This is a genomic window from Ancylobacter polymorphus, assembly GCF_030813495.1.
GTDB classification, from domain to species: Bacteria; Pseudomonadota; Alphaproteobacteria; order Rhizobiales; family Xanthobacteraceae; genus Ancylobacter; species Ancylobacter polymorphus.
Genome location: NZ_JAUSUI010000001.1, coordinates 830,431 through 851,238, shown reverse-complemented (window position 1 = coordinate 851,238; position 20,808 = coordinate 830,431). Strand labels below are relative to the sequence as shown.

Annotated in this window: 1 protein-coding gene; it reads right to left on the bottom strand. The window is 68.3% G+C overall.

Translation table 11 applies throughout. The features are described 5' to 3' along the window. A partial coding sequence (locus J2S75_RS04270) for an autotransporter-associated beta strand repeat-containing protein (RefSeq protein WP_307018448.1) occupies nucleotides 1-20,641 on the bottom strand: 20,641 nt, incomplete at its 3' end. Nucleotides 20,642-20,808 lie beyond the last annotated feature (167 nt).

Genomic DNA, 20,808 nt, shown 5'->3' with positions numbered 1-20,808 from the left:
CGCCGGTGAGGACACCGGAGAGGGTGAGGGTGGTGGCGGTATCGGTGCTGACCGTGCCGCCGCCGGTGAGGGTGATGTCGCGCGCGGAGGCGAAGGTCGCCGTCGTCGCCAGCGTGGCCCCGTTGAGGGTGAGGTCGCCCTCCTCATCGCCGAGATTGGCGTCGGCACTGATCGACAGCGTGCCGGCGGCAACGGTGGTGCCGCCCTCATAGGTATTCTCGGCGGAAAGGACCAGCGTGCCGTCGCCGGACATGGTGAGCGAGCCGGTGCCGGAAATCTCGCGGCCGATCGTCAGCGTCGCCGTGCTGCTGGGGGCGAAGGCGGCATTGCCGGTGAGGGTGATGAGGTGCAGCAAGTTGACGCTGTCGGTCACCGCCAGGGTGCCGTTGCCGATCGTCAGAGAACCCGCCGTGCTGCCGAGATTGGCGCCGGCGCTGATCGAGAGCGTGCCGGCGGAAATGGTGGTGCCGCCGGTATAGCTGTTGCTGGCGGTCAGGGTCAGCGTGCCCGTACCGGCCTGCGTCACCGTGCCGGAGCCGGAGATCGTGCCGTCGAAGGTCACATCATCGGTGCGGTTGAAGACGAGGGCGCCTTCATTGACCACATCGCCGGTCAGGGAGCCCGTCGTGCCGCCATCGCCGATCTGCAGCGTGCCGGCGGCGATGGTGGTGCCGCCGGAGTAGTCACTGAATCCGGTGAGGATGAGGGTGCCGCTGCCCGCCTGGGTGAGCGAGCCGGAACCGGAGACCCCGCCCGCGAAGCTGAAGGTGTCGGAGCGGTTGAAGACGAGGGCGGCGTCATTGATCACATCGCCGACCAGGCTGCCGGAGGTGCCGCCATCGCCGACCTGCAGCGTGCCGCCGCTGACGGAAGTGCCGCCGTCATGGGTATCATCACCCGTCAGGATCAGCGTGCCGTCGCCGGTCTTGGAGTAGGACCCCGCGCCGGAAATGGTGCCGCTGAGGGTCAGGGTGAGGCCGGGATCGACGTTGATGGCGCTGTTGCCGGCAATCGAGACCGCGCGGGCGGAAGTGATATCTGCGCTGACGATGGCGAGCGTGCCGCCATTGAGGGTGAGGCCGCCGGTGCTGGCGCCCAGATTGCCGTCGTCGGAGATCTGCAGGATGCCGCCCGAGACGGTGGTGCCGCCGGAATAGCTGTTGAAGCTCGACGCCAGCACCAGCGTGCCGGCGCCGCTCTTGGTCAGCGCCCCCCCGCCGGAGAGAGTGCCGTCGAGAGTGAGGGAAACCTCATCGTCCGTGGAAATGGTGCTGCTGGTGCCGTCGGTCAGTGTAACCGCGCGGCTCGAAGAGAACGAACCGGTTACGGACAGCGTGCCGCCGGACAGGGTCAGGCCGGCAGAGTTGTTTCCGAGATTCTGGTTCGTGCCGATCTCGAGCGTCCCGGCCGCCACCGTGGTGCCGCCGCTATAGGTTTTGTTGTCCTCCAGAACCAGCGTACCGTCGCCGGTCTTGATCAGCCCGCCGTTGCCCGTAATGTTACCCGTCACGGTCAACGTCGTCCCGGCAGCCTGGGAGAAGGTACCGGTGCCCGTGAGCGATACGGATCTGGTGAGGGTGAAATTGCCCGTCGTGGCGAGGGTGCCGCCATTGAGCGTCAGCGAACCTGTGCCACCGAGATTGGTTCCCTGCGAGATCTGCAGCGTCCCGCCATTGATCGTCGTGCCGCCGGTATAGGTGTTTGTCCCGGTGAGCACGAGCGTCCCCGCGCCGGACTTCACCAGCGCGCCGCTGGAAACCACCCCGGAGAGGGTGAGCGTCGTAGCGGTGGCCGTGTTGATCGTGCCGGTGCCGGTGAGGGTGACGGCGCGGGTGGAACTGAAGGTGCCCGTCGTCGCCAGCGTGCCGCCGGAGAGCGTGAGCGCGCCGGTGCCGCCGAGATTGTCGTCGGCGCCGATCGAGAGCGTCCCGGCGGAGACCGTCGTGCCGCCGGTGTAGCTGTTGCTGCCGGAGAGGATGAGTGTGCCCGTGCCGGCCTTGGTCAGGCCGCCATCGCCGGAGATCTCGCCGGACAGGGTAAGCGTGGTGTCGGCATCCGTGCTGAAGGTGCCGGCGCCGGTGAGCGTGACGCTGCGTCCCGAGGCGAAGGTGGCGGTGGTCTTGAGCGTGCCGCCGTCGAAGGTCAGGTCGCCATAACCCAGCTTGTCTTCGCTGGACACTTGCAGCGTGCCGGCGTTCAGCTCGGTACCGCCTTCATAGGTGTTGTCTTCGGTGAGAACCAGCGTGCCGGCACCTGCCACCACGAGCGCGCCGCTGCCCTCCAGAGAGCCGGTGAGGGTGAGCGTCGTCCCGGTCGCCACGGCGAAGACGCCATCGGCGGTAAAGTCGGCGCGGCGGTTCGAGGTGAAGGACGCCGTGGTGGCGAGCGTGCCGCCGGTGAAGATGAGCGCGCCCGACTCTCCGCCGAGATTGGCGTCGGCGCTGATCGAGAGCGTGCCGGCGGCGAGGGTGGTGTCGCCGGTGTAGCTGTTGGTGCCGGTGAGGATGAGCGTGCCGGCGCCGGTCTTGATCAGGCCGCCTACGCCGGAGATGACGCCGGAAAGTGTCAGCGTGGTGCCGGTCGCGGTGTCGAACGTGCCGGTGCCGGCGACATTCACGGTACGAGCGGAGGTGACGTCGTCCGTCGTCTGCAGCGTGCTGCTCTCGAGGAAAAGCCAGGCGGTGCTGGCGCCGAGATTGGCGTCGTCGCTGATCGAGATCGTGCCGGCATTGATCACGGTGGCGACGCCATAGGTGTTGGTGCCGCTCAGCGTCAGCGTGCCGGTGCCGGCCTTGGCGAGTGTGCCGTTGCCGGAGATCGTGCCGGAGAAGGTGGTGCTGCTATTGTCACCGCCGGCGGTGAGGCTTTGGTTGCCGACGGAAAGACTGCCCGCACCGGCCAGCGAGCCCACGACCTCGGCGGTCGCGAGCGTGACGCTGGCGCCGTCCTCTATGGTGAGGCGCGCCGTATCGGAGAGTGACGACCCGCCGCTCAGCGCCAGCGTGCCCGCCGAGACCGTGGTGGCCGCGGTGAAGCTGTTCTCGCCGGTGAGGCTCAGCGTGCCGGCGCCGGTCTTGGTCAGCGATCCGTCGCCGGAGATGGTGCCGGAGAGGGTCAGCGTGGTGTCGGCGTTGGTGCTGAACGTGCCAGCGCCGGTGAGGGCGACGGCGCGGGCGGAGCTGAAGGAGGCCGTCGTTTTGAGCGTGCCGCCGTCGAGGGTCAGCCCGCCCAACGCATCGCCCAGATTCGCATCCGCGCTCACTTGCAGCGTGCCGGCGGAGATCGTCGTGCCGCCGCTATAGGTGTTGGTGCCGCTCAGAGTCACCGTGCCGTCGCCGGCCTTGATGAGTGTGCCGCCGCCGGAGATCGTGCCGGAATAGGTGATGTCATCGCTGCGGTCGAACGTCAGGATGGTGCCGCTGGCGAGGCTGACGGCGCCGGTGATGCTGCCGGTGCTGCCGCCGTCGCCGATCTGCAGCGTGCCCGCCGAGACGGTGGTGCCGCCGGTATAGTCGTTGGTGCCGGTGAGGATGAGCGTGCCGGCGCCGGTCTTGGTCAGGCTGCCGCCGCCCGAGATCTTGCCGGAGAGGGTGAGCGTGGTACCGGTGGACGTGGCGAAGGTGCCTGTTCCAGTGTTCAATGACACCGTGCGGGCGGACAAGAACGTTCCCGTGGTCGCCAGCGTGCCGTTCGAGAACGCGATCCCGGTGCCGGCACCAAGGTTGGCGTCGGCCGACACCTGAAGCGTGCCGGTGGTTATGCTGGTGTTGCCGGTATATGTGTTAGTCCCGGTGACGATGAGCGTGCCGGCGCCCGCCATTCTGAGAGTGGTACCGGAGAGCTCCCCGGACAGCGTGAGCGTGGTACCGGCGGCCGGCCTGATGAAGCCGTTAGCGAGGATCACGGCCCGGCCGGAGCTGAAGCTTGCCGTGGTGACGAAGCTGGTCGACCCGCTAATGGTAAGACTTCCTGCGGCGTTACCCAGATTTTCGTCGGCGGACACTTGCAGGGTTCCGGCCGAGATCGTCGTGCCGCCCGAATAGGTGTTGGTTCCCGTAAGGATGAGCGTTCCCGCGCCGGACTGGGTCAGCGATCCGAGGCCGGAAATCACGCCGCCGAGCGTCAGACTCATGCTGGTCGCCGGCGCGAACGCCCCGGCACCGTCGAGGGCCACCGCCCGGTTCGACGTGACCGTGGCCGACGCCGCGAGCTTGCCGCCGCCCGACAAGGTCAGGCCACCCGCAGTATCGCCGAGATTGCCGTCCGAGGAGACCTGGACCGTGCCGGCCGATATGGCCGTCCCGCCCGAATAAGTGTTCGAGCCCGAAAGAATGACGGTGCCGGCGCCGGTCTGCGCCAAGGCCCCCATCCCCGCGATCACCCCGGCCACGGTCAGCGTCGTGCTCGCGGCTGCGGCAAGGGCTCCCGTGCCGGTGACGGTGATGTCGCGGCTCGTCGACAATGTCGTCGAGGTCGCAAGTGTGCCGCCCGCCAGGGTCAAGGCGCCGTTTGCGTCGCCAAGACGGCTGTCGGCATTGATCCTCACCGTGCCGGCACTGATGGTCGTGCCACCGGAATACTCATTGGCCCCGCCGAGAACCAGCGTTCCGGCGCCGGACAGGGTGAGCGCGCCGGACCCGCTGATTTTTCCGTTCCAGGTCAGGGTCGCCCCGGATGCCGGTGCGAATGTGCCGCCGCTTGCGGACAATGTGGTGACGCGCGAATTGGTAAAGGTTCCCGTGACGACCAACGTTCCGCCCGAGAAGGTGACGCCTCCGCTGCCACCAAGGCCGCTGTTCGCCGCAATCTGGACCGTGCCGCCCGCGATGGTGGTGCCGCCGGTATAGGTATTAACGCCGGAGAGGACGAGCGTGCCTGCGCCGGTCTTGGTGAGGGCGCCGGTGCTGGAGAGAATACCGCCGAGCGTCAGCGTGGTGCCGGTGGCGACGGAAACAGAGGAACTGCTGGAAAGGGTTACATTCGGGCTGAAACTGAACGTGCCGGTAGTGGAGAGGGTACCGCCACCCAGGGTCAGTGTGCCGGTTCCAAGCGCCGTATTGCTGCTGACCTGCAACGTGCCGGCAGAGATCGTCGTGCCGCCGGTGTAGGTGTTGGTGCCGGAGAGCACCAGCGTACCGGCGCCGGATTTGGTGAGCGAGCCGTCGCCGGAGATCTCGCCGGACAGGGTGAGCGTGGTGTCGGCGTCCGTGCTGAAGGTGCCGGCGCCGGTAAGCGTGACGCTGCGTCCCGAGGCGAAGGTGGCAGTGGTCTTGAGCGTGCCGCCATTAAAGGTCAGGCCGCCATAACCCAGCTTGTCTTCGCTGGACACCTGCAGCGTGCCGGCGTTCAGCTCGGTACCGCCTTCATAGGTGTTGTCTTCGGTGAGAACCAGCGTGCCGGCACCTGCCACCACGAGCGCGCCGCTGCCCTCCAGAGAGCCGGTGAGGGTGAGCGTCGTCCCGGTCGCCACGGCGAAGACGCCATCGGCGGTGAACTCGGCGCGGCGGTTCGAGGTGAAGGACGCCGTGGTGGCGAGCGTGCCACCCACCATTGTCAGCACGCTGTCGCCATCGCCCAGATTGGCGTCGCTCGCCACTGAGACGGTGCCGCCCGTGAGGAACAGCCCGCCGGTAAACGTGTTGGTGCCCGAGAGGGTGAGCGTCCCGTCGCCGGTCTTCACGAGTACGCCATCGCCGGAGAGCACGCCGGACCAGGTGGCATTGAACCCGTTGGTGTCGACGGTGCTGGTCGTTTCCGCCACCAGTGTGGCGTTCACCGATGTGCTGAGATTGGCTCCGATGACCTGGATCGTGCCGCCGCCCAGATTGAACTCATAGGTGCCGCCGGCGCCGCCGGTGTACTTGCCCACCAGCCCGTCGCTGCCGCCCACCTGCAGCGTGCCGCCGAGCAGGTCGTAGCGGCCATTGCCATAGGCGGAGAGGTAGAGGTGCGAGGACTGCGAGATCGTCAGCGTGCCGCCGGTCTGGTAGATGGCGCCGGTGCCGTTATTGGTCGCGCCTTCGCTGCGGTTGCCCAGCACCAGGCTCGCCGGTCCGTTCGCATCCGTCTGGACGACGACAAGGGCCGTGCCGCTGATGTTGAGCGTGCCCGTGCTCGCCGCGCGCGTGCCGGTGCTGCGGCCGAGATTGTTGAGCCCGCCGATAAGGTTGAGCGTGCCGGCGGAGATGTTGTAGGTGCCGGTACCACCCTGATTGCCGATATTGAGGCTGGCGCAGCGGGAGAGGTCGCCGCAGGTGGCCTGCACGTTCACGGTGCCGCCGGTCTGGTTCACCGTGCCCGTGCCGCCCCAGTCGCCGACCTGCAGCGCGACGCCGATATTGAGCGTGCCGCCGGTGACGGTGAGGCTGCCGGTATTCCCCGTGCCGGACGTCGTGCCGGTGCCGACCGCGAGATAGTCGATAGCGGTCGTGCCGTAACCCACGGCCATCGAGCCGCCCTCGATATAGGCTTCGCCGCCGGTGATGGTGGCGCCGCCGAGGGTGAGTGTGCCGCTGCCCGTCTTGGTGAAGGTGCCGTAGGAACTGTCCCAGGCATTGCCGGTATTGGTGATGGTGCCGCTGAAGGTGTTGTCGTTCGCGGAGTCGAGGGTCAGCCGGTAGGTGTTGGTGGTCACCGTGCCGCTGCCGCTCAGCCCGCCAATCGTCTGGCTGGCGGTGAGGTTCAGCGTCGCGCTGTCGGCGATGCTGACCGCCGCACTGCTGAAGAGCGCGCCCGCCGCCCCGGCGGTGAGGGTGCCCTCAGTGATCGTCAGCGTGCTGGAAGAACTGTTGGCGCCAGTGAGCACCAGCGTGCCGGCCCCCGTCTTCGTCAGCGCACCCTGGCCGGAAATCGCGCCGGCAAGCGTTGCCGAACCGGAGGCGACATTGAGTGTCGCGGTGACGCCGGTGTTGACGACAAGCGCGTTCGCCACACTCGTGCCGCTGCCAAAGGCCAGCGTGGTGTCGGCCGTGACCGTCGTCGCCCCGCTGCCGAGCGCGCCATCCGCGCCGATCTGCAGCGTACCGGCGGAAACCGTGGTGCCGCCGGTATAGGTGTTCGTTCCGGATAGAATGAGCGTGCCGGCACCGGACTTCACCAGCGCGTCGCCCGCGACCACCCCGGAAAGGGTGAGCGTGGTGCCGGTGGCGGTGTCGACCGTGCCGGTGCCGGTCAGCGTGACGGCGCGGCTGGAGCTGAAGCTGCCGGTGGTCGCCAGGGTGGCGCTCGCCAGGGTGAGCGCGCCGGTGCCCAGATTCGCGCTGGCGCTCACCTGCAGCGTGCCGGCCGTGACGAAGGTGCCGCCCGTATAGGTGTTGGTGCCGGTGAGGATCAGCGTGCCGCTGCCCGCCTGCGTCACCGAGCCGCTGCCGGAAATCTCGCTGCCGAAGCTGACGCTGTCGGAACGGTTGAATGCCAGGACCGCGTTGTTGGTGACATCGCCGGCAAGGCTGCCGGAGGTGCCGCCATTGCCGATCTGCAGCGTGCCGCCCGAAACGGTGGTGCCGCCGCTATGCGTATCGGCGACCGCCAGAATGAGGGTGCCCGCGCCGGTCTTCTGATAGGAGCCGGTGCCGGAAACGCTGCCCGTGAGGGTGAGAGTCAGGCCGGTGTCAACATTGATGGCGCTGCTGCCGACCGCGGAGAAGCTGCGGGCGGAGGTGATGGAGTTGGCAACGATGGCCAGCGTGCTGCCGTCGAGCGTCACGCCGCCGGAGGCATTGCCCAGATTGCCGTCGCTGGAAATTTGCAGCGTGCCGCTGCCGGAGAGGATGGTGCCGCCGGAATAGGTATTGGTGCCGGAGAACACCAGCGTTCCCGCGCCGGCCATATTGACCGAGCCGGTGCCGGAGACGACCCCGGAAAGTGTGAGGGTCGTGCTGGCGGCCGGGTTGAAGGAACTGTTGCCGGTGAGGGAGACCGCACTCGCATAGGTCAGGGTCTGGGTGGTGGACAGCGTGCCGGTGCCGATGGCGAGCGTGCCGGTGCCGAGATTGCCGGCGCTGGAGATCTCCAGCACGCCGCCCGTGATGGTGGTGCCGCCCCCATAGTTGTTGGCGCCTGAAAGCACCAGCGTGCCGCCGCCGGACTTGGTGAGCGCGCCCGAGCCGGTGACAATGCCCGAAAGGGTGAGCGTGGTGCCGGTCGAGGGCGAGAGTGTGCCCGTGCCGGTGAGGGTGACCCCGCGCGTCGAGGTGAGGGTCGCCGTGCTGGCCAGCGTGCCGCCGGAAAGGGTGAGTGCGCCCGTGCCAAGGTTATTATCGGCGCTGATCTGCAGCGTGCCGGCCGAAACCGTGGTGCCGCCCGAATAGGCTTTGGTCCCGCTCAGAACAAGCACACCCGCACCGGTCTTCACCAGCGCGCCGGTGCTGGAGACTCCGCCTGTAAGGGTGAGGGTGGTGCCGGTGGCGGTGTCGAATGTGCCTGAGGTGGTGAGCGTGACGGTGCGGCTGGAAGTGAACGTGCCCGTCGTCGCCAGCGTGCCGCTATTTAGGGTGAGCGCGCCGGCCGCGTCGCCCAGATTGCTGTCAGTGCCGACCTGCAGCGTGCCCCCCGTGACGGTCGTCCCGCCGGTATAGGTGTTGGTGCCGGTGAGAACGAGGGTGCCGGCGCCGCTCTTGGTCAGTAGGCTGGAGCCGGAGACGACGCCCGACAGGGTGAGCGTGGTGGCGGATCCGGTATTGATGGCGGCGTTGCCGTTCAGGGCGACGGCGCGCGCGGAACTGAAGGTGCCCGTCGTGGTCAACGTGCCGCCGGTGAAGGTGAGCCCACCGGCCGTGTTGCCCAGATTGGCGTCGGACGAAATCTGCAATGTCCCGGCGGTGACCGTGGTGCCGCCGGAATAGGTGTTGGTGCCGGACAGGATGAGCGTAGAGGTGCCGCTCTTGGTCAGCGCTGCGGTACCCGAAATGGTACCGGAGAGGGTAGCCGTACCGGAGACGCTGATGGTGGCGTCACCGCTCAGCGTGATCGCGCGGGCCGACGTCATCCCGGACGATATGGCGAGGGTGGTACTGCCGGAAAGCGTGAGCCCGCCCGCCGCATTGCCCAGATTGGCGTCGGCGCTGATCGTCAGGGTGCCGCCGGTCACCGACGTGCCGCCCGAATAGGTATTGGTCCCCGAGAGGGTGAGCGAACCGGCGCCGGTCTTGATGAGGCTGCCTGTGCCCGAGACGACCCCGGACAGAGTCAGCGTGGTGGTGGTGCTCGGGGTGAGGGTTCCGTTGCCGCTCAGCAGGACCGTTCGGGCAACGGTCATGTTTGCCGTCGTCGCCAGCGTGCCGCCGGTGAAGGTGATCCCGCCCGACGTGTTGCCGAGACTGTTGTTGTTGCCGATCTGCAGCGTGCCGGCCGCGATCGTGGTGCCGCCGGTATAGGTGTTGCTGGTGTTTGACAGGATCACCGTGCCGGCGCCGGACTTGATGAGCCCCCCTGCGCCCGAAATGACGTTCGACAAAGTGAGCGTCGTGCCCATGGCGGGCGCGAGGGTGCCTGCGCCGGTCAGGGCGACGGTACGGGCAGACGTGAAGGTCGCGGTGGTCGCCAGCGTGCCGCCATTGAAAGTGAGGCCGCCGGTGCCGCCCAGATTGTTGTCGGCGTCGACCTGCAACGTGCCGGCCGTGAGCGTCGTGCCGCCGGTATAGGTGTTGGCGCCGGAGAGGATCAGCGTGCCGTAATCGCTCTTCTCCAGCCCCACCGTGCCGTCGAGCACGCTGGAGATGGTCGCGGTCATGCTCGCACCGGACACGGTGCCGTCGCCGACGCGGATGAGGGTGGGCCCGGTGCCGGCCAGTGTGAGGGTGCCGCCCGAGACGGTGTAGCCGGAGGTGGCGAACTGCATGCCGGTGGCGCTGACGCCGCCAGCGTCGACCGTCACCGTGCCAGCCGTCCCCGCGAAGACCGCGAAGCCGCTGTTCCAGGCCAGCGACGCGGTGCCCGCACTGTCGGTCCAGTTGGTGGTGCCGTCCGCCGTCCAGGTGCCGGTGCCGCCCTGAATGGTGCCGGTGGCGGTGGTGGTGCTGCCGTTCCAGAACAGCGTCGACGAGGTGCCGCCGCTGACGATGAGGTTGACCTGGCCCGTCACCGAGGTCTGCACCTCGGCACTGTAGCCGTCGCTCAGCGCGGTCACATCAAGGCCGTTGTCGGTGAGGCTGCCGGTATAGCTGATGAGCGTGTAGAGGCCGTTGCCGAAGCCGGCCGCCTGCGTCACGTTCAGCGTGCCGTCCAGCGTCACGCCGCCATTCACCGTGAATACGTTGCCGGCGAAGGTGTTGCCGAGCGTGACGTCGACATTGGTACCGGAATTGAGCTGCAGCCCGCCCATGGTGAGGCCGCTTCCCTGCACGCCGGTGAGCGTGCCGCCCGAGGCCACCTGCACCGTGCCTGCCACGCTGCCGTTGCCGGCGAGGGTGCCCGCCGAGACCGTCACGCCGCCGGCAATGCTTCCGCTCACGGTCAGCGTGCCGGCGGAAACAGTGGTGCCGCCGGAATAGGTGTTGGTGCCGGACAGGCTGAGCGTGCCGCTGCCGGTCTTGGTCAGGCTGCCCGTGCCCGAGAGAACGCCGGAGAGCGTCAGATTGGTGCTCGCGGCCGTATCGAACCCGCTGGCGCCGGTGAGTGCCACGGCGCGGGCGGAAGTAAAGCTGCCCGTCGTCGCCAGCGTGGCGCCGGAGAGGGCGAGGCCGGTAGAGGCGTTTCCGAGCCCGCTATCGGCCGCGATCTGCAGCGTGCCGGCGGAAACCGTGGTGCCGCCCAGATAGGTGTTGGTTCCGGTCAGGACCAGCGTGCCGGCGCCGGTCTTCACCAGCCCGCCGTTGCTGGAGACCACGCTGGTGAGGGTGAGAGTGGTGTTGGCGGCGGTGTCGAAGGTGCCGGTGCCGGTGAGCGTGACGTTGCGTGAGGCGTTGAAGCTTTCCGTCGTCGCCAGCGTGCCGCCATTGAAGGTGAGGATGCCCGAGGCGCTGCCAAGGTTGGCGTTCTCAGCGACCTGTACGACACCCCCATTGAGCAGCGTGCCGCCGGTATAGGTGTTGGTGCCGGAGAGGACGAGCGTGCCGGTGCCGGTCTTGGTGAGGCTGCGGCTGCTGCCGCTGATACCGCCCGAGAGGGTCAGCGTGGTGCCATCGGCTGTGTTGATGGTGCCATTGCTGTTCATGGTGATGGTGCGGGCGGAGCTGAAGGTCGCCGTCGTCTCCAGCGAGCCGCCCGCGAAGGTGATCCCGCCCGACGCATTGCCCAGATTTTCGTCGGCCGAGATCCGCAGCGGGCCCTGCGAGATGGTCGTGCCGCCGGTATAGGTGTTGGTGCCGGTAAGGGTCAGGCGGCCGGCGCCGGATTTGGTGAGGCCACCGGAGCCGGAGATCGTGCCGGACACGGTAAACGTGGTGTTGACCTGGCTGAGGGTGCCGCCGCCGTTCAGCACGATGGCGCGGGTGAGAGTGAAGTTGGTGGCCGCGAGCGTGCCGCCGGCGAGCGTGATGCTGCCCGCCGCATCGCCCAGATTGGCGTCGGACGTCACCGTCAGCGTACCGCCGGAGATCGTCGTGCCGCCGCTATAGGTGTTGGTGCCCGACAGGGTCAGGCTGCCGGAGCCGGCCTTGGTCAGGCCGTCCGAGCCGGAAATGACGTTTGAAAGAGTCAGCGTCGTGCCGCTGCCGCTGCGGATGGTGCCACCGCCGCTCAGGGAGATGGCGCGGGTGGAGGTGAATGTCGACGTCGTCGACAGCGTGCCTCCCGCAAGCGTCAGCCCGGCCACCGCGCCCAGATTGGCATCGCCGCTGATTTCTAGCGTGCCGGCGGAGATCGTGGTGCCGCCCGAATAGGTGTTGGTCCCGCTGAGAATCAGGGTGCCGGCGCCGGACTTGGTGAGGGCGCCGGTCCCGGAGACCTCGCCGGACAGGTTCAGACTCGTGGCACTGGCGGGCGAGATCGTACCCGCCCCCGTAAGGGCGACGGTGCGGGCGGATGTGAAGGACGCGGTCGTCGCCAGCGTGCCGCCATTGAAGGTCAGGCCGCCGGTCGCATCGCCGAGATTGCCGTTGTTCGCGACCTGCAGAGTACCGCCCGAGAGGGTGGTGCCGCCAGTATAGGTGTTGGCGCCGGAGATGATCAGCGTGCCGTAATCGCTCTTCTCCAGCCCCGCCGTGCCGGCGAGGATGCTGGAGATGGTCGCGGTCGTGCTCGCGCCGGACACGGTGCCATCGCCGACGCGGATGGTGGCCGGTGCGGTGAGCGTGATCGTCCCGCCCGAGACGGTGTAGCCGGACGTGACGAACTGCATGCCGGTGGCATCGACGGCCCCGGCGCTGGTGTCCACCGTCACCGTGCCGGCGGTGCCCGAGAAGACAGCGAAGCTGCCGTTCCACGCCTCGGAGACGCTGCCCGTGATGTCGGTCCAGTTCGTCGTGCTGCCCGCCGACCAGGTGCCGGTGCCGCCCTGGATCGTGCCGGTGGCGGTGGTCGTGCTGCCGTTCCAGAACAGCACCGTCGCGGCGCCGCCGCTGACCAGCAGGTTCACCTGCCCGGCCACGGAGGTCTGCACCTCGGTGGTGTAGCCGCCGGTGAGCGGCGCTACCTCAAGGCCATTGTCGGTGAGGCCGCCGGTATAGCTGATGAAGGTATAGACACCGGAGCCGAAGCCACCGGCCTGGGTCACGTTCAGCGTGCCGTCCAGCGTCAGGTCGCCATTCACCGTGAACACGCCGCCGGAGAAGCTGGTGCCGAGCGTGACGTTGAGATTGGAGCCGGAGACAAGCTGCAGCCCGCCCATGGTCAGGGCCTGGCTTTGCGTGCCGGAGAGCGTGCCGCCCGAGGCGACCTGTACGGTGCCCGCCACGCTGCCGGTGCCGGAGAGCGTGCCGCCCGAGACCGTAACCCCGCCGGCGATACTCCCGGTTACCGCCAGCGTGCCGCCCGAGACCGTAACCCCGCCGGCGATGCTCCCGGTTACCGCCAGCGTGCCGGCGGAAACCGTCGTGCCGCCGGAATAGGTGCTGGCGCCCGACAGTCTGAGCGTGCCGCTGCCGGTCTTGGTCAGGCTGCCCGTGCCAGCGACGACGCCGGAAAGCGTCAGGGCGGTGCCGGCGGCGGTGTTGAACGTACCGCTCCCGGTAAGCGTCACGGCACGGGCGGAAGTGAGGCTGGCGGTCGTCGCCAGCGTGCCGCCGGAGAGGGCGAGGCCGGCGGAAGGGCTTCCAAGCGCGGTGTCGGCGGCGATCTGCAGCGTGCCGGCGGAAACCGTCGTGCCGCCGGTATAGGTGTTCCTGCCGGTCAGGGCGAGGGTGCCGGTACCGGACTTCACCAGCGGGCCGATATCGGAGACCACCCCGGACAGGGTCAACGTGGTGGCGTCGGCTGTGTTGATCGTGCCTGTGCCATAGATTGCCACAGCGCGGCTGGAGGTGAAGGTCCCCGTCGTCGCCAGTGTGCCGTTGTAGAAGACAAGGCCAGGGGTGCCAAGATTGGCGTCGGAGCTGACCTGAACCGTTCCGCCATAGATGGCCAGGCCGGTCGAAAAGGTGTTGGTGCCGGTGAGGACGAGCGTGCCTGTCCCGCGCTTATTGAGCCAGCCGTAGCTGCTGTTGGAGATGACGCCCGATAGGGTCAGCGTGGTGCCCGCAGCTGTCTCGAATGCTGCGTTGCCGCCCAGCGTAATGGCGCGGGCGGAACTGAAGGTCGCCATCGTCTCCACGTTGCCGGCGGTCAGCGTCAAACCCCCAGAGGCGGCTCCCAGATTGGCGTCGGCGAAAATCCGCAGCATACCCAAGCTTAAGGTGGTGCCCCCCAAATAGCTGTTGGTCCCGGTGAGTATCAGGCGGCCAGCGCCGCTCGCCGTCAGACCTCCCGAACCGGAGATGGTGCCACTGAGGGTGATTTCGCCAGAGGCAGCGCTGATCGTGTTCGAGCCGCTTAGCGTGACAGAGCGGGCGGACGCGACGGAGAGGCCTGTCCCAGTCAGCCTGGAGCCGGAGAGCGTAATTCCCCCAAGCGTACTGCCGAGGTTGGCATCAGAAGAGAATTGCAGCGTGCCGCCGGTCACGACCGTGCCGCCGGAATAGGTGTTGGAGCCGGACAGAATCAGCGTGCCGGCACCGGACTTGGTCAGCGCGCCCGTGCCGGAAATCACACCGGACAGGGTCAGCGTGGTGCTGGTCGCGGGGCTGATCGCGCCGTTGCCGCTCAGGGCGATCGCGCGGGCCGAGGAGAAGGTCGCGGTGGTCGCCAGCGTGCCGCCGTCGAAGGTGAGGCTGCCGGCCGCATCGCCCAGATTGGCATCGGCCGCGACCTGCAGCGTTCCAGCAGAGAACGTCGTCCCACCGGTATAGATGTTGGTGTTGGACAGGATCAGCGTGCCGGTGCCGGTCTGGGCCAGCCCACCGGTGCCGGACACCACGCCGGAGAGGATCAGCGTGCCGGCGCCCGAGGAGGCGAGCGTTCCGGTGCCGGAGATCGCGCTGGTGAGGGTGAGCGTGGTGCCGGTGGCGGCGGCGATTCCCGAGGTGCCGCTGAACGTCACCGCGCGGGCGGAACTGAAGGTGGCGGAGGTCGCCAGCGTGCCGCCGGAAAGAATGAGACCACCCGCCGCGTCGCCGAGATTGGCATCGGCGCCGATCTGCAGCGTGCCGGTCGAGATCGTGGTCCCGCCGGTATAGGTGTTGGCGGCGGAGAGGATCAGCGTGCCGTAATCGGTCTTTTCCAGCCCGCCCGTGCCGGTCAGTTCGCTGGCGATGGTCGCCACCGTGCCGGCGCTGGAAACGGCGCCCGATCCGACGCGGATGAGGGTCGGCCCGGTGCCGGCGAGCGTCAGCGTGCCGCCCGTCACCGTATAGCCCGAGGTGACGAATTGCAAGCCGGTGGCGCTGACCGTGCCGGCGCTGTTGTCCACCGTCACCGTGCCGGCGGTGCCGGAGAAGATGGCGAAGCGGCCATCCCAGGCCTGCGAGACGGTGCCGAGGCCGTTGGTCCAGTTGGTGGTGCCGCTGCTCGTCGTCCAGGTGCCGCTGCCGCCCACCACCGTCCCGGTCGGGGAGGTCGTGCTGCCGTTCCAGAAGCGGTTGGTCGGGTCGGTGCCGTCGACGATGAGGTTGACCGCCCCCGCCACCGAGGTCTGCAACTGGCCGGTGAATCCGCCGGTGAGCGGGGTCACCTCCATGCCGTTGTCGGTCAAGGTGCCGGTGTAGCTGATGATGCTGTAGACGCCGGAGCCGAAGCCCGCCGCCTGCGTCACGTTCAGCGTGCCGTCCAGCGTCAGGTCGCCATTCACCGTGAACACGGTGCCGGAACCGGCGGTCCCGAGCGTGACATTGACGTTGCTGCCAGCGGCGAGCTGCAGCCCGCCCATGGTGAGCCCCGCCCCCTGCGCACCCGAGAGCGCCGCGCCGGAGGCCACCTGCACAGTGCCCGCCACGCTGCCGGTGCCCGAAAGCGTGCCGGCCGAGACCGTCGTCGTGCCGGTATAGGTGTTGGTGCCCGAGAGAGCGAGCGTGCCGGTGCCGGTCTTGGTCAGACCGCCGGAGCCGGAGATGACACCGGAGAAGGTGGAATCGGTGTTGTCGCCACCGGCGGTGAGGCTGTAGCTGCCCAAGGCGAGGGTGCCCGCCCCGGCGAGGGAGCCGATTGTCTCGCTGGCGTCGGTCAGCGTGACGCTGGCGCCGGAGGCGATGGTGAGCCGCGCGGCGTCGGAAAGCGCATTGCCCCCGCTCAGGGTCAGCACGCCGGCCGAGACACTCGTCGCGGCAGTCGAGCTGTTGGTGCCCGAGAGAGCGAGCGTGCCGGTGCCAGTCTTGGTGAGCGTACCGCTGCCGGAAATGGCGCCGGAGAGGGTCAGCGTCGTTCCGCTCGCGGTGTTGAGCGTGCTCGTGTTGCTGAGCGTGACCGCGCGGGCCGAACTGAAGCTCGCGGTGGTCGCCAGCGTCCCGCCGGAAAGGATGAGCCCGCCGCTCGCATCGCCGAGATTGCTGTCGGTCGCCACCTGCAACGTACCGGACGCCACCTCGGTGCCACCCGTATGTGTGTTGGTCCCGGTCAGGATCAGCGTGCCGGCGCCGCCCATCACCAGCCGGCCGGCGCCGGATGTGGTGCCGGTGGCGGTCAGCGCGGTCCCTGCGGAGGGGGCGATCGTGCCGGTGCCGGTGAAGGTGAGGGCGCGGGCGGTGGAGAAGCTGGCGGTGGTCGCCAGCCGCCCACCATTGAAGAACAGCCCGCCGCTCACATTGCCGAGGTTGGCGTTGGTCGCGACCTGGATCGTGCCGGCATTGAGGGCGGTGCCGCCCGCATAGGTGTTGTTCGATTGCAGGACGAGCGTGCCCGTGCCGTTCTGGATGACGGCCGGTTCGGTCGGAAGAGTGCCGATGGTACCAAGAAGGCCGGCCACATAGGTATCAGAGCGGTTGAACACCACTCTGGTGCCATAGGCGATGCGGATATAACCCGCGTCGCCGGTCGTGCCGCCGTCGCCGATCTGTACCGTGCCCTCGCGGAGCGCAAGTGCGCCGGCATAGACATTGCCGGTTATAGTAAGCGTGCCGCTGCCGAGCTTTCCGACCTCGCCGCTGCCGGTAATGTTGCCGGCATAGGTGGAGTCGTCGTCGCGGTCGAAGTTCAGCGTCATACTGGCGGCGACGATGGCATTTCCCACGAGGCTGCCGCCCGCACCGACGGTCAGGATGCCCTGCGTCACGGTGGTGCCGCCGGTATAGGTGTTGGTCCCGGTCAGGACATAGTTGCCGCCGCCCTTCTTCTCGAAGCTGCCGGTGCCGGAAATATCGCCCGAGAAGATGGTGTCCGTGGAGACATTCACCGCCATCTGGGCGTTGTTGACCACATTGCCGGTGAGGGAGCCGCTGGTGCCGTCGCCGATTTCCAGCCGCCCGGCGGAAATCGTCGTGCCGCCGGAGAAATCATTGCTGCCGGTGAGGAACAGCGTGCCGGCCCCGGTCTTGACGAGGCTGCCGGTGCCGGTGATCGCGCCGGCATAGGTCAGATCGTCCGAGCGGTCGAAGACGAGCGAAGCATCGTTGACGATGTTGCCGGCGAGCGAGCCCGTGGTGCCGCCATCGCCGATCTGCAGGATCCCGGCGGCGATGGTGGTGAGGCCGGTATAAGTGTTGGCGCCGGTCAATACCAGCGTGCCGGCGCCGGTCTTGGTCAGCGCGCCGCTGCCGGAGATCACGCCCGAAAGTGTCAGCGTGGTGCCGTCGGCCGGGGCGAGTGCGCCGGTGCTGGCGAGCGAGACATTACGCGCCGAGCTGAAGCTCGTCGTCGTCGCCAGCGTGCCGCCATTGAGGATGAGCCCGCCCGCCGCATCGCCCAGATTGGCGTCGGCGCTGACCTGCAGCGTGCCGGTGGAGAGCGTGGTACCGCCCGTATAGGTGTTGGTGCCGGTGAGGATCAGCGTGCCGTAATCGGTCTTCTCCAGCCCGCCGGAGCCGATGAGCGTGCTGTCGATGGTCGTCACCATCGTCGCGTCGCTGGCCGCGCCGGTGCCCACGCGGATCTTCACCGGCGCGCTGCCGGAGAGGGTCAGCGCGCCGCCGGTCACCACATAGCCCGAGGTGACGAATTGCAGGCCGGTGGGGGTGATCGCCCCGGCGCTGGTGTCGATCGTCACCGTGCCGGCGCTGCCCTCGAAAATCGCGAAGCCGCCATTCCAGGCCTGTGCAACCGTGCCGGCACTGTTGAGCCAGTTGGTGGTGCCGCCCGCTGTCCAGGTGCCGCTGCCGCCGGTGACGGTTCCCGACGCCGTCGTGGTGCTGCCGTTCCAGAACTGGATGGTCGAGACCGCGCCGTCGACGAGCAGGTTGACCTGTCCCGGCGCCGAGGTCTGCACCTCGCCGACATAGCCGCCGGTGAGCGGTACCAGTTCTATGCCGTTATCAGTCAGGCTGCCGGAGTAGCTGATGACGGTGTAGAGGCCGGTGCCGAAGCCCGCCGCCTGCGTCACATCAAGCGTGCCATCGAGCGTCAGGTCGCCGGCGACATCGAAGACCCCGGCACTGGTGCCGAGCGTCACGGCGACTGTGGAGCCGGAGGACAGCACCAGCCCGCCCAAGGTGAAGCTGTCGCCCTGCACGCCCGCGAGCGTGCCGCCATTTTGCACCTGCGCGGTGCCGCCCAGCGTGCCGGTGCCCCGCAGCGTCGCACCGCTGCTCACCACGGTGCCACCGGCGAAGGTGCCGGTGAGGTTGAGCGTGCCGGCCGTGACGTTCAGCGTGCCGGTGCCGCCGCTGGTGCCGGCGAGGGCCAGCGTGCCGGTGCCGGTCTTGGTGAGGTCGCCGGTGCCGGTGACGGCGCCGCCAAAGGTGAAGCTCTCATCGGTGCCCCCGAGGGTAAGGCTGTGGCTGCCAAGGGCGAGCGTGCCCGTCCCGGTGAGCGCACCTATCGTCTCGTCGGCATTGAGCACGGCGGTGGCGTCGGTCGCGATGGCGAGCTGTGCGCTGTCGGCCAGAGCGGCGCCGCCGCTCAGTTCGAGCGTGCCGGCGGCAACCGCCATCGTGCCGGTAAAGCTGTTGGCGCCAGACAGGATCAGCGTGCCGGTGCCGGACTTGGTGAGCGTGCCATCGCCGGAGATCACGCCGGAAAGCGTGAGCGTGGTCGCGTCGGCGGTGTTCAGCGTGCCCGTGCTGGCCAGCACCACCGTGCGGGCGCTGGTGAAGCTCGCCGTCGTCGCCAGCGTGCCGCCATTGAAGGTGAGGCCGCCCGCCACATTGCCGAGATTGGCGTCGGCGCCCACCTGCAGCGTGCCGGCGGTGAGCGTCGTGCCGCCGCTGTAGCTGTTGGTCCCGGTGAGGATCAGCGTGCCGTAATCGGTCTTCGCCAGCCCGGCCGTGCCGGTCAGTTCACTGGCGATGGTCGCCACCGTCGCCGCGCCGGCCGCGGTGCCGTCGCCGACGCGGATCGTCGCCGGGGTGGACCCGGTGAGCGTGAGCGGCCCGCCCGTCACCACATAGTCCGAGGTGACGAATTGCAGGCCGCTGGCGCTGACCGTGCCGGCGCCATTGTCCACCGTCACCGTGCCCGCCGTGCCCTGGAACACGGCGAAACCGCCGTTCCAGGCCAGCGCGGTATTGCCGAGGCCGTTGGTCCAGTTGGTCGTGCCGCCCGCCGTCCAGCTGCCGGCGCCGCCTTCGATTGTGCCCGTCGGTTCGGTGGTGGTGCCGTTCCAGAACCGGATCGTCGCATCCACCCCGTCGACGACAAGGTTGACCGCCTGCGGCACCGAGGTCTGGATGGTCCCGGTGAGCCCATCGCTGAGCGGCGCCACTTCCATGCCATTGTCGGTGAGCAGGCCGCGATAGGTGAAGATGCGGTAGACGCCGGTGCCGAACCCCGCCGCCTCCGTCACATTCAGTGTGCCGTCCAGGGTCAGGAGGTTGTCCACGTCGAACACGCCGCCGACGGCAGCATCGCCCAGCGTGACATTCACCTGGGCGCCGGCATTGAGCGTCAGGTTGCGCAAGATGGAGAGGCCCGCGCCCTGCACGCCCTGAAGCGTGCCGCCGCTCGACACCACAACGGAATTGGATCCGTTGCCGACGGAGCCGGAGCCGGTGAGCGTGCCGCCGCTCTGCACCAGAACAGCGCCGGCCACGTTGCCGGTCAGATCAACCGTGCCGGCGCCGATGATCAGCGCGCCGGTCGCGGTGCTGATGCCTGAGAGGGTCAGCGTGCCGGTGCCGGTCTTGGTCAGGCCACCCGTGCCGGACATGGCGCCGGAGTAGGTCGAATCGGTGTTGTCGCCGCCGGTGGTGAGGGTGGAGGTGCCGAGCGCGAGAGTGCCGGCCCCGGCCAGCGAGCCCACGGTCTCATTGGCCGCCAGCGAGACGGTCGCGCCCGCATCGATGGTGAGGCGCGCCGTGTCGGAAAGCGAGGCGCCGCCGCTCAGCGCCAGCGTGCCGGCGGAAACCGTCGTCGCGCCGGTATAGGTGTTCGTTCCGGACAGGGTGAGCGTGCCGGTGCCGGTCTTGATGAGAGCGCCATCGCCCGACAGCACGCCGGAGAGCGTGGCGCTGTTGCCATTGGTGTCGACGGTCGCTGTCGCGCCCGTCTTCAGCGTCATGGCGTTCGACGTGGTCAGCGTCGAGCCGACCTTCAGCGTGCCATTGCCGAAATTGAACGCGCCGGTGCCGCGGATGCCATCCGTGCCGCCGACGATGAAAATGCCGGCATCGAGGTTGAACGTGCCGCTGCCGGAACCGAAGGAGAGATAGCTGTCGCCCGCAAGGGTGAGCGTGCCGCCGGAGATGTTCAGCGTGCCCGTCGAACCGACGCCGTTACCGATCTCGATGCGGCCCGCGCTGGAACCCGAGGTGCTGTTCAGCGTCAGCGTGGAGTTCGACAGGAGCGTCAGAGTCGCGTCGCCATCGACCGTGCCGATGTCGAAGGGCGAGGCGTCGAAGGTCAGCGATAGAGAGGAAGCCGCACCCGGCAGCGTCCAGTCGGCTCCCGCGACGAAGGTGCTTCCCCCCTGGGCGGTGATGGTGTCCGGCTGGCCGGTGGCAATGGCTGAGTTGACGGCCGCCGCGAAGCCGCTCTGGTCGGTGACGATAACGCTGTCGGCCCGGGCCTCGCCCGGCATGCCGACCTGCGCCAGCACGGACAGCGCGGCAACCCCCGCGCACAGCCGCGCTGCGCGTGCTTTCAACAAGCCAGCCACTCAACGTACCCCGCACCGTTTTTTAAGCTTCGACCACGGGCGGATTCGCCTCGTGGCCGCGCATAATTAGTTACCGTTCTACGCCGTCCGGCGCGGAATGTGCAACGAATGCCGACAGTTGAGGGTGTCGATTTTTGTGTGTTTCCATCCGATCCTGC